At 73.4% G+C, this 11,665-nt stretch carries 10 protein-coding genes; all 10 read right to left on the minus strand.

Going from position 1 to position 11,665, the window contains the following annotated elements; all coding sequences use genetic code 11:
* Positions 1–14: 14 nt before the first annotated feature.
* On the minus strand, positions 15–1,712 hold the full coding sequence (locus ACQPXD_RS55845) for a cation acetate symporter (RefSeq protein WP_432833305.1): 1,698 nt from the start codon (positions 1,710–1,712) through the stop codon (positions 15–17).
* Complete coding sequence (locus ACQPXD_RS55850; RefSeq protein WP_432833307.1) at positions 1,709–2,098, minus strand: hypothetical protein; 390 nt, start codon at positions 2,096–2,098, stop codon at positions 1,709–1,711. The genes ACQPXD_RS55845 and ACQPXD_RS55850 overlap by 4 nt, the downstream gene beginning before the upstream one ends.
* A gap of 93 nt (positions 2,099–2,191) precedes the next feature.
* Complete coding sequence (locus ACQPXD_RS55855; RefSeq protein WP_432833309.1) at positions 2,192–3,757, minus strand: DUF4153 domain-containing protein; 1,566 nt, start codon at positions 3,755–3,757, stop codon at positions 2,192–2,194.
* Between the two features lie 76 nt (positions 3,758–3,833).
* Positions 3,834–4,862, minus strand: a complete 1,029-nt coding sequence (locus ACQPXD_RS55860; RefSeq protein WP_432833311.1) for a sensor histidine kinase — start codon at positions 4,860–4,862, stop codon at positions 3,834–3,836.
* Positions 4,859–5,557 carry a response regulator gene (locus ACQPXD_RS55865; RefSeq protein ID WP_432833312.1) on the minus strand — a complete coding sequence of 233 codons (699 nt, stop codon included), beginning with the start codon at positions 5,555–5,557 and terminating at the stop codon, positions 4,859–4,861. Before ACQPXD_RS55865 ends, ACQPXD_RS55860 begins: the two co-directional genes overlap by 4 nt.
* 107 nt (positions 5,558–5,664) lie before the next feature.
* Positions 5,665–6,426 (minus strand): LytR/AlgR family response regulator transcription factor, encoded by a 762-nt coding sequence (locus tag ACQPXD_RS55870; RefSeq protein WP_432833314.1) that lies wholly within the window; start codon positions 6,424–6,426, stop codon positions 5,665–5,667.
* Positions 6,423–7,610 (minus strand): sensor histidine kinase, encoded by a 1,188-nt coding sequence (locus ACQPXD_RS55875; RefSeq protein ID WP_432833316.1) that lies wholly within the window; start codon positions 7,608–7,610, stop codon positions 6,423–6,425. Before ACQPXD_RS55875 ends, ACQPXD_RS55870 begins: the two co-directional genes overlap by 4 nt.
* A gap of 15 nt (positions 7,611–7,625) precedes the next feature.
* Positions 7,626–9,134, minus strand: a complete 1,509-nt coding sequence (locus ACQPXD_RS55880; RefSeq protein WP_432833318.1) for a sugar transferase — start codon at positions 9,132–9,134, stop codon at positions 7,626–7,628.
* Positions 9,135–9,343: 209 nt separating this feature from the next.
* Positions 9,344–10,783, minus strand: coding sequence for a DUF2142 domain-containing protein (locus tag ACQPXD_RS55885; protein ID WP_432833320.1), 1,440 nt, complete (start codon positions 10,781–10,783; stop codon positions 9,344–9,346).
* A gap of 5 nt (positions 10,784–10,788) precedes the next feature.
* Positions 10,789–11,649 (minus strand): Fpg/Nei family DNA glycosylase, encoded by an 861-nt coding sequence (locus ACQPXD_RS55890; RefSeq protein WP_432833322.1) that lies wholly within the window; start codon positions 11,647–11,649, stop codon positions 10,789–10,791.
* Positions 11,650–11,665 lie beyond the last annotated feature (16 nt).

Genomic DNA, 11,665 nt, shown 5'->3' on the forward strand with positions numbered 1-11,665 from the left:
TACCCCGGCCCGCGTCACATGCGCAGCGCGTCCGGCGCGTGCAGGCGAAGCATGATCGCTCCGACCCCGGATGGCAACCGGTGCCTGGTCAGCAGCGAGACCAGGATCATCACCAGGAATGCCAGGGGTACCGACCAGGCCGCGGGCTGGGTGGTGAGCACGCCGGCCCAGCCGTCCAGCGGGCCGCCGAGCACGGTCAGCAGCACGGCGGAGGCGGCCGCCCCGCCGCCGGCCACGATCCCGGCGGCCGCGCCGATCGCGGTCAGGCCGCGCCACCAGATGCCGAGCACGAGCAGCGGGCAGAAGCTCGACGCCGCCACCGCGAAGGCGAGCCCGACCACCTGCGACACGTCCAGGCTCGCCACGAACAGCGCGAGCAGCAGCGGCACCACCCCGGCCACCAGCGCCGAGCGGCGGAAGTCGCGGACCGAGCCGTGGCCGAGCACGTCGGTGGACAGCACGCCGGCGACGCTGGTCAGCAGGCCCGACGACGCGGACAGGAACGCGGCGAACGCGCCGGCCGCGACCAGCGCGCTGAGCAGCCGGCCGGTTGTCCCGCCGCCCAGCGCGGCGGACGGCAGCAGCAGCACCACGGCGTCGGTGTTGCCGGTCATGAGCAGCTGCGGGGTGTAGATCCGGCCGAGCACGCCGTAGAGGGTCGGGGTCAGGTAGAACACGCCGACCAGGCCCAGCACGACGAGCGTGGTGCGCCGGGCGGCCGCCCCGTCGGCGTTGGTGTAGAAGCGCACGAGCACGTGCGGCAGGCCCATGGTGCCCAGGAAGGTGGCCAGGATCAGCGAGTACGTCGCGAACAGGCCCTGCGAGTGCTCGCCCGGCAGCAGCCAGTCCGCCGGCGAGTCGGCGGACACCGCCGACACCCGCGGGACGGCGGCCGCCTCGGCGAAGACCAGCAGCGCGCCCCCGGCGACGGTGTGGTCGCCGGGGGTGAGCAGCAGCAACCCGTCGCGCTGCGCGCCGTCGACGACACCGTGCGTGGTCACGGTGGTCGGCTCGGCCACGGTCATCCGGGTCGGGTGGTCGATCTCGACGGTCGTGGCGGCGGCGAAGCGCGGGCCGTCGGGCGCGGTCAGCGCCGGCCGCCCGTCGTGCTGCCACTGCATGAGCAGGAACACGAACGGCACGGCCAGCGCGGTGAGCTTCAGCCAGTACTGGAACGCCTGCACGAACGTGATCGAGCGCATCCCGCCCAGCGCCACGTTGAGCGTGACGACGACGCCGACGATCAGCGCGCCGAGCGCGTAAGGGGCGCCGGTGACGGTCTGCAGCGTCAGCCCCGCGCCCTGCAGCTGCGGCACGAGGTAGAGCCAGCCGATGAACATCACGAACGCGGTGGCGAGCTTGCGCAGCCGCTTGGAGCGCAGCCGCACCTCGCAGAAGTCCGGCAGCGTGAACGCGCCCGAGCGGCGCAGCGGCCCGGCCACGAACAGCAGCAGCGCCAGGTATCCGGCGGCGAACCCGACCGGATACCACAGCACGTCGACGCCGTGCTTGAGCACCAGGCCGGCGACGCCGAGGAAGCTCGCCGCCGACAGGTACTCCCCACCGATCGCCGCCGCATTCCAGGTCGGGCTCACCATCCGCGATGCGACCAGGAAGTCCGAGGTGGTGCGGGCGAACCGCAGCCCGTAGACGCCGATCGCCACGGTGACCAGGGTGACCGCCACGACGGCCGCGATCGCGTAGGAGCTCATGACGGCGGGTGGTGGCCGCGGTCCTCGACCAGAGCCACGAACTCCTGCTCGTTGCGCTCGGCCAGATGGACGTAGACGGCGCCGACGACGTAGAGGAAGGGGTACGCCAGGACGCCGAGCAGCAGCCAGGGCAGGGAGACGCCGAACAGGTGCGCGCGGGCCACGGCCGGCACGGCGGCGAAGAGCAGCGGCAGCCCGCCGAGCCCGACCGCGACCACGGCGGCGAGCCGGACGGCCACCGACAGCTGGGCTCGGACCAGGCCGCGGGCCAGCGCCGCGCCGACCGGGCTCTGCTCCTCCAGCTCCGCGCGGGCGCGCGGCGGGCGGATCCGGGCGCGGGAGACGTCACCGAGCACCACCCGTACGCGCGGCGTCGACGGCTCCATGAACCGCAGTCTCGCAACGTCCGCGAAACAAAAGCAAGGGGCCGACATCCCCCGTCCGAATGTCGGCCCCCGCCAATGTGCCGCCGATGCCGCTCAGTACCGCCGGTAGCAGGGATATCCCTGCGCCCGCACCGGCTCGGGGACGATCTGGCGCGCCCGGGAGCGGCCCAGATTCCACCCGCGCCAGTCGTCGGCGTCCTCGGACAGATCGGCGGCGATCTCTCCCAGGGCGCACTCGCGCGCGCCCGGCGGCAGCCGGTCGAGCTCCGGTGCCGCGTCGGCGGAGAGCGAGCGCAGGTACCACACGTCGGCGTTGCTCGCCCCGCCCCGGTCGACGTTGTGCGCCGCGATGAACCGGTCCGGGTTGAGCACGGCCAGCCCGAGCAGGGTGGCCACCCACAGCCCGGCCGCGGCGCGCGCGAGCCAGGCGGCCCGGTGCCGGGGCCCGGCCAGCCCGGCGAGCATGATCAGGACGAACAGGCCGCCGAGCCAGAGCTCGACCGCGCTGACGAAGACGCGCAGACGGGTGAAGCCGTATGCCTGCTCGTACACATTCATCCGCCACAGCGCCGAGCCGACCACCACCAGCGCGCAGGCGGCCAGCGGCCCGAGCACCAGCCGCAGCAGCGTCCGGTCGGCACGGGTGCGCCGCTCCGCCTTGCGCACCGTCACGCCGATCACGGCCAGGGTCAGCACGGTGATCGCGAGCAGCTGCCAGAAGCCCTTGCGGGCATACTCGGCGAAGGTCAGCCCGACCGTGCGCATGACGTAGTCCCGGTCCCCGAACAGCACCGTGACCTGCACGGCCACGAAGAGCCCGAACAGCGCGAGCACGGCCCCGACCGGGACCAGCCACTCGACCCGGCGCACCGGCCGGCCCGCCCGCGCCGGCCCCTCGCCGATCGTCGACGGGTTCGCCACCAGGAACGCCGCGCCCAGGCTGAGCAGGCCCGTCGCCGTACCGACGAAGATCCATCGGGCCAGCGTGCCGGCGTCGAACGCGGGCACGACCGCGGTCACCACCCGGTCGAAGGCCGGGTCCGCACCGGCGAACAGCGCGCCGAAGAGGATGAGCAGCGCCACGCCGAGGCCGATCGAGGCGAGCAGGCGCAGCGCGTCGGTCCCACCCCGGGCGCCGCGCAGCCGCACGGCACCGGCCCGCGCCCAGGGCAGCGCTCGGAACGCGGCGAAGCACAGGGTGAAGGGGCCCATGAGCACGGCCGGCGCCCGGCGGTGCCGGCCGGCGGCGAGCGCGACGCAGCCCCAGGCCGACAGCACGCAGAGCGCGAACAGCCAGCCGGCCGCCCGGAAGAAGCCCACCGACAGCAGGGCCAGCGCGCCGGCGCACCACACCAGCGCCTCGGCCCGGGCGGCGGTCCGGCCGGCCCGGGCCAGGGCCCAGCCGAGCGGGGCGAGCAGGCCGAGGCCGGCGATCGGCCAGCCGAGGCCGGGCCGGTCCGGCGGCAGGGCCGCGGCCGCGACGAGGGCGGCGACCAGCGCGGCGACGAGCGCGCTCCGGCCGGCCGCGGCGTTGAGCCGGGGCCAGGCCCGCTGCCACAGCGTCGGCGCGGGCGGCCCGAGCCGGACCGGGCTGAGCAGCGCCGGGTTCGGCAGCAGCGGGACCGGCGGGGGCAGCGGTCGAACAGGGCTTGGGGGCATGGTGCGCTCCTCGCGAAGGGCGTGCGGATCCGCGCGGCCGGCGAGAACGCCGAGTCGCGGAAAGAGAGGGGAAAGCTCAGGCCGGGAGGGTCACCCGGATCCGGCAGCCGGGCAGATCGCCGGGCTGCTCGACCACGGCGATGCTGCCGTCGTGCAGCTGGGTGAGCCACTGCGCGATGGCCAGGCCCAGGCCGGTGCCGCCGCCGGAGGCGCGGGCGCCGCGGGTGAAGCGCTCGAAGACCCGCTCGCGATCGGTGTGCGGGATGCCAGGGCCTTCGTCGGCGACCTCGATCATGACCCGGTCCGCCTCGCTGCGGCCGACGATCGTCACGGTGCCGCCGTCGGGGCTGTGCCGGGTGGCGTTGTCGACGAGGTTGGTCAGGACGTGGTGCAGGCGCGCCCGGTCGGCTCTGACCAGGGCGTTCTCCGGAAAGGAGCAGGAGAGGTAGTCGACCTTGTGGCCGGCCGCCTGGGCCTTCACCTCGGCCTCGGCGACGACCTCGTGCAGCAGGTCCTCGATGTGGAACAGCTCGCGGTCCAGCGGTACCACTCCCGCGTCGAGCCGGGAGATGTCCAGCAGCTCGGTCACCAGCCGGCCCAGGCGCTCGGTCTGCGCCAGCGCGGTGCGCAGCGTCGCCGGGTCGGGCTCGGCCACCCCGTCGACGATGTTCTCCAGCACCGCCTGCAGCGCCGAGATGGGCGTGCGCAGCTCGTGCGAGACGTTGGCGATGAGCTCGCGGCGCTGCTGGTCGGCGGCGGCGAGCTCGCCGACCATCTGGTTGAAGGCCACGGCCAGCTCGCCGACCTCGTCCTTGGACGTGGCCCGGACCCGGGTCGAGTAGTCGCCGCGGGCCATCGCCCGGGCGGCGGCGGTCATCTCGCGCAGCGGCCGGGTCACGCCGTGGGCGAGCACCTGGGAGGTGACGAGGCCGGCGGTGAGGGCGATGTACGTCGTGTTCGGCGGGATCCAGCCGATGCCGATCCAGAAGACGCCCAGCGCGGCGCAGGCCGAGGCGAGCAGGAGCACGGCCAGCTTCAGCTTGATCGAGCGCAGCGGGTCGAGCGGGCGCGGAAGCAGGTCGACGAGCCGCGTCATGCGTGTCATGCGGACTCCAGGGCGTAGCCGACGCCGTGCACCGTGCGGATGAGGTCGGACCCGAGCTTGCGGCGCAGCGCCTTGATGTGGCTGTCCACGGTGCGGGTGCCGGACGCGTCGGCCCAGCCCCACACCTCGGCCAGCAGGCGCTCCCGGGGCAGCACCGTGCGCGGCCGGCTGGCGAGGTTGACCAGCAGGTCGAACTCGGTCGGGGTCAGGTGCGCCTCCACGCCGGCCCGGGTGACGCGCCGCTGCGCCCGGTTGATCTCCAGGTCGCCCAGCACGATCGGGGTCTGGTTGGGGTCGGGCTGGACCTGGGCCATCCGCTCGATCCGCCGCAGCAGCACGTGCACGCGGGCGGCGAGCTCGCGCATGGAGAACGGCTTGGTGAGGTAGTCGTCGGCGCCGACGGCCAGGCCGACGAGCATGTCGGTCTCGTCGTCGCGGGCGGTCAGCATGAGCACGGCGATCGGCCGCTCGGCCTGGATGCGCCGGCACACCTCGAGCCCGTCGAAGCCGGGCAGCATCACGTCGAGCACCACGAGGTCGGGCCGCATCAGCCGGGCGGCCGCGACCGCGGACGGCCCGTCGTGGGCCGTGTCGACGGAGAAGCCCTCGGCGCGCAGCCGCACCGCGATCGACTCGGCGATCATGCGCTCGTCGTCGACCACGAGCACCCGGCGGCGCTCCCCGGAACCGTTCATGAGGGCAGCGTATTCGCGGGTCGTGCAGGCGCTCAGTCGGCAATGTGCAGAGATTGTGGAGACCTTGGCCGCGGTTGTCCGCGCACTGCCCGGACATTCCCGAAATATCAGGACCAGGACTTCGCGGCGCGCACCAGCCGGTCCTTGAGCTCCCGGGTGTGCCGGCGCGACACCGGCAGCTCGTGGTCGTCGACGATCACCACGTAGCCGGTGTTGGTCATGCGCAGCTCGGTGATGAGCTTGAGCTGGACCAGGTACGACCGGTGGATGCGGGCGAACCCGGCGTCGGCCCACCGCTCGGCGAGCGTGGCCAGCGAGACCCGCACCAGGTGCGAGGCGTCCCCGGTGTGCAGCCGGGCGTAGTCGCCCTGCGCCTCCACCCAGCGCACCGACGAGCGGGGCAGCATCCGGGTGGTGCCGGCCAGCTCCACCGGGATCGTCGGGTCGTCCTGCCGGTCCCGCCGCGCGGCGACGGACGGGTGGGCGGGCACCAGCCGGGCGGCGAGCACCCGGCGCAGGGACTCGGCGATGCGGTCGGCGCGGACCGGCTTGCGCACGTAGTCGGCGACGCCGAGGTCGAACGCCTCGGCGGCACGGTCGTCGTAGGCGGTGACGAAGACCACCGCCGGCGGCTTGGCGAACCGGCCCAGCACCCGGGCCAGCTCCATGCCGTCGAGCCCCGGCATGCGGATGTCGAGGAAGACCGCGTCGACGTCGGCGTCGCGCAGCACGCGCAGCGCCTCGGTGGCGTCACCGGCCAGGTGCAGGCGACCCACCCGCGGGTCGGCGCGCAGCAGGTAGGCGAGCTCGTCCAGGGCCGGCACCTCGTCGTCGACGGCGAGCACACGCAGGTATCCGTGGTCGGTCATGCTCCGCTCCTCACTCCCGGGTGGAACTTGGGCACGCGCATGCTCACCTTGGTCCCCGCGTCGAGCGCCGTCTCGACCACCAGCCCGAAGCTGTCGCCGAAGACCGACCGTAGCCGATCGTCGACGTTGCGCAAGCCAACGTGCTGGCCGGCGTCGATGGTGTCGTCGGGGGCCAGCAGCGCGGCCGGGTCCATGCCGACGCCGTCGTCCTCGACGGTGATCTGGCACTCGGCACCGGCGTCGCGGGCGACGATGCTGACCGTGCCCATGCCGGGCTTGCGCGACAGCCCGTGCCGGACGGCGTTCTCGACCAGCGGCTGCAGGCACAGGAACGGCAGCGTCACCGGCAGCACCTCGGGCGCGATCTGCAGCCGGATCTGCAGTCGCTCGCCGAAGCGGGCCCGCTCGATGGTGAGGTACCGGTCGATGGAGCGCAGCTCCTCGGCGAGCGTGGTGAACTCGCCGTGCGCCCGGAAGGAGTACCGGGTGAACTCGGCGAACTCGAGGATCAGCTCGCGGGCGAGCTCGGGGTCGGTGCGCACGAAACTCGCGATCGCGGTCAGCGCGTTGTAGATGAAGTGCGGGCTGATCTGGGCGCGCAGCGCCCGCACCTCGGCGCGGGCCAGCCGGGCCCGGGAGGTGTCGAGCTCGGCGAGGGCGAGCTGGGTGCCGACCCAGCGGGCGGTCTCGGCGGTGGCCTGGACCAGGCCGGGCGCGGGCGGGCCGTCGGACAGCGCGACCAGGGCGCCCTCGCGCTGGGCCAGCGGCACCACGACCGCGCCGCGGACCGGGCAGTCGACGACGTCGCAGGGCAGCTCGCGGGTGCCGAGCACGGTCGGGCGCCCGGCGGTCACGGCCTTGGCGGCGGCCGCGGCGACCTGGTCGCGGTGGTGCTCGCCGGCGCCGTCGAAGGCGAGGACCCGGATGGCGTCGGTGACGGCGATGCCGGCCGCCCCGGTCAGCGTGCGCAGGTGGCGGATGGCCTTGCCGGCCGCCACCTCGGTGAGCCCGCCGCGCAGCGGCTCGGCGGCGAGCTCGGCGATGTGCAGCACGTCGTAGGTGGCCCGCTGCGCGGCGGTCGCGATCGCCCGCCGGCCGCGCCACCGGATGACCGCGTAGACCGCCCCGCCGAGGGCGGCGACGAGCACGGCGACGACGAGCGCGGCGGCCAGGTTTGCTCCCACGCCGCCATCGTGCGGTTAGTAGGCGCCCTTGCGGAAGACGACGACGCCGATCGTGCGCCACAGCGTGTGCAGGTCGAGCACCAGCGACCAGTTGTCGACGTAGTACAGATCGAGGCGGACAGCGTCGTCCCAGCTCAGGTCGCTGCGGCCGGAGACCTGCCACAGGCCGGTGATGCCCGGGCGGACCAGCAGGCGGCGGCGCACGTCGCCGAGGAAGTCGCCGTCCTCGGCCGGCAGCGGCCGCGGGCCGACCAGCGACATCTCGCCCAGGAGCACGTTGATCAGCTGGGGCAGCTCGTCGATCGAGGTGGCGCGCAGGAACTTGCCGACCTTGAAGATGCGCGGGTCGTTGCGCATCTTGAACAGCAGCCCGTCGCTCTCGTTCTGATCGTGCAGGGTGGCGAGGCGCTCCTCGGCGTCGACATACATCGTCCGCAGCTTCCAGACCCTGAACGTCTTGCCCTCGCGGCCGATGCGCGGCTGGCGGAAGAAGATCGGGCCCGGGTCGGAGAGCCTGATGGCCAGCGCGACGAGCGGGAAGAACGGCAGGCAGATGAGCAGGCCGAGCAGGGCCATGACCCGGTCGATGACGTTCTTGAACAGCCAGCCGAGGCCGGAGAGCTTGGGCTCCTCGACGTAGAGCAGCGGGATGCCCTCGATCGGCCGGATGTGCACGCGCGGGCCGGCGATGTCGGTCAGCTGCGGCGCCACGGCCAGGTCGATGCCGGTGCCCTCGAGCTGCCAGGCGAGCCGGCGCAGCTCCACCGGCTCGGCGCTGGCCGAGCCGCACACGGCGATGGTGTCGGCGTTGAGCTCGCGCACCAGGGACAGGATGTCGCGGCCGGCGTGGACGGGCACCGGAGTGACGGTGCTCGGGTGCGGCGCGTAGCCCTCGGTCAGGTGGATGCCGACCGGCACCAGGCCGGCGCCGGGGTCGCGGGCGATCGCCGCGTGGACCTCGAGCGCCTCCTGCAAGGTGCCGATGAGCAGCATGCGGTGGGTGGCCAGATGGAACTTCGTGCGCGCGAACGCCAGCGAGCGTCTGGCGATATAGCGCAGAATCAGCACGAAGACCAACGCGCCGACAAGCGCCGCGCCGACCGAGAACCGGGAGACGTCGATCTTGAACGCGAACGCCGCGAACGCGACGATGGCCACGACCGTCCAGGAGGCGCGGACCACCCGCTTGAACTCGTCGGTGCCGGTGCCCAGGTAGCGGCGGTCGTAGGCGCCGTGGCCCCACAGCACCAGCAGCCACACCGCGGGCAGGCCGAGGTAGGCGACGAGGTTGAACAGCTCGGGATTGTTCTGGAAGCCGGAGTCGGCCTTCGGCAGCTGGGTCGCGGCGGTCAGCGAGGCCAGCGCCGCGGCGCCGGCGTCGAGGACGAGCAGGATGGCCGCGTAGGGCCGGTGCCAGCGGGCCGCGCGCTTGGTGCGCTGCCAGGCCGAGCGGGGCACGCCGTTGGCGCCCAGCGGGCTCATCGCATGGTCCGGCAGGATTTCGAAGCTGTCGAGTTCACCCAAGGTCGATCTCCGGCTCGGCGTCGTGGCCGGACGTTGGAGACTAGTGGTCACCTCAGTGCGTCCTCTCGCGCCGCGATGCGCGGATCGCGGCACAGCTCTGCTCGGCCGGTTTCGTTTTACGCCCGCGGGCTCAGCTGGCCCACGGACACCGGAAAGCACGTGCAAAGTGTCCCATGGCGGCCGGGGCTGCGGATGATGACCGGCCGACACTAGTTGCTCAACGTATTCGCTGTCGAGTGCACTGGCGTAGGGCGGACAGAACTCCGCGTGACCATCACCGCGAGTAGCGCGGCCCCCACCACAGCACAGAGCAACGGGGCGAGGCTGCCCGCGGGTGGCGTCCAGGTGCCGCCGAACGGATTGAGCCCGGCCGAGATGCCGCGCTGGAACCGGGTCATGACCCGGGCCAGGGCATAGAGCTGCATCGGTACGGTGAGGCCTGCGCAGATCAGCACGAACCAGCCGAGCCGGCCGCGCTCCCGCAGCCACTGTGCGTAACGATCGCCGGAGGCGGCGAGTAAGGCCACCCCTACGCCGAGCGGCATCACGTAGCGGCCGTGCGCGAAGTGGCCGACCTTGGGCGCGAAATAGAGCTCGAGGGCGACCAGCAGCGCCGCGCTGCCCAGGAACGCGGCCGCGACGCCCAGGCGCAGCCGGCGGTCGCCGAACCACAGCGCGGGCAGCACCAGGGCGGCGACCAGCAGGTACCACAGGCCGATGACGGCGATCGAGATCGTCGTCTCGCCGTAGCCGAACTGGCCGATGATCTGCCGGGCCCAGAACTCGGCCCGGTTGTCGACGATGTCGGACAGGATCGCGCCGGAGGTCGTCGGCGCGATCGGCCGGCCCGGATCCAGGTCGCTGCCGCGGGCGGCGACGGCGGCCCAGAAGACGGCGAACGCGGCGCCGAGCGCGGCCGGGACCGCGAAGACGGGGCGCAGCAGCGCCCGGGGGTGCGCCCGGGACACCAGCAGGGCCAGCGCGAGCACCGCGACGACGAAGAACGGCCCGAGGTCCCGGACGGTGAACAGCAGCGCCGCCGCCACCCCGGCCGCGGCCCAGCGCCGGTGCAGCGCGGCCACGAAGAGCAGCACGGCCGCGCTGATCTCCAGCCCGTTGGGGTTGATCGAGCCGGCCAGGTCGGCCGCCATCGGGGTGGTGACCAGCAGGACCGCCAGGCGCTCGAGCCGGCCGGGGGCGATCGCCACGGCCGCGGCGAGCACCAGCGCGGACAGGGCCGCGGACAGCAGCCGGGCCCAGATCAGGCCGGTGCCGTCGGGGCTGATCCGCAGCGGCAGCCCGACCAGGGCGTAGTAGACCGGGCTGTAGCGGGCCGCGGCGCTGGGCACCAGCGTGTTGGTCCGATCACCGTTGGTTATCAGGCACGACGCCGGGCGGTACGCCGGCTTGTCGATCCAGGTGCAGTCGGCGTTCTCCGGCAGCAGGCTGCGCGGGCCGCGGAACGCGTTCGTGGTGATCCCGCTCGCGTCGGCGGCGTGCTCGTGCGGCAGCCACTGGCCGGTCCACACCGCGTAGGCGCGCACCAGGTGCTGCTTCTCGTCGTAGGTGCCGTTCACCGGCAGGGCGAGGGCCCAGGCGGTACCCAGGAGGAAAAATGCGGCGAAAGCCACGAGGAACGCACGGCGCACGCGGGTCAGCGTACGAGCTTCGACAGCCGCCGGTCCGCCAAGGGCTTGCCGTTGGTCTGGCAGGTGGGGCAGTACTGCAGCGACGTGTCCGCGAACGACACCTCCCGCACCGTGTCGCCGCAGACCGGGCAGGGCAGGCCGGTGCGCGCGTGCACGGCGAGCCCGGAGCGCTTCTCGGACTTGAGCGTGGCCGCCTTCTGCCCGACCGAGCGGGCGACGGCGTCGGTGAGCACCGTGCGCATGGCGGCGTGCAGCCGCTCCATCGCGTCGTCGGTGATCTTGTTGGTGAGCGCGAACGGCGACATCTTCGCCGCGTGCAGGATCTCGTCGGAGTAGGCGTTGCCCACCCCGGCGAGGATGGTCTGGTCGGTCAGGACGCCCTTGATCTGCCCGCGCCGGGAGCGCATGGCGGCGGCGAAGTCCTCGAGGCTCACCGTCAGCGCGTCGGGGCCGAGCCGCGACACGCCGGGGACCAGGCGCGGGTCGGTCACGAAGTAGGCCGCCAGGCTCTTCTTCGTGCCCGCCTCGGTGAGGTCGAAGCCGGACTCGTCGTCCAGGCGCACGCGCAGCGCGATCGGGCCGGAGCCGGGCTTGAGCGGCGTCTTGGCGTTGAAGCTGTCGCGGTAGTGCAGCCAGCCGGCGCGCGCCAGGTGGACGACCAGGTGCAGGTCGTCGCCGACGTGCACGTCGAGGAACTTGCCGTGCCGGGAGGCGCCGGTGATCGGCTGCCCGGCGGCGGCGGTGATCGGTGGGTCGAAGGTCTTCAGCGCGCTGATCGCGGAGACCTCGATGCGGTCGACGGTGTGGCCGGCGGCGCGCTCCCGCAGGAACGCGGCGAGCGCCTCGACCTCGGGAAGTTCGGGCACCCGTACAGTCTGCCCT

It is taken from the genome of Dactylosporangium sp. CA-092794 (assembly GCF_050948465.1).
Classification (GTDB): Bacteria; Actinomycetota; Actinomycetes; order Mycobacteriales; family Micromonosporaceae; genus Dactylosporangium.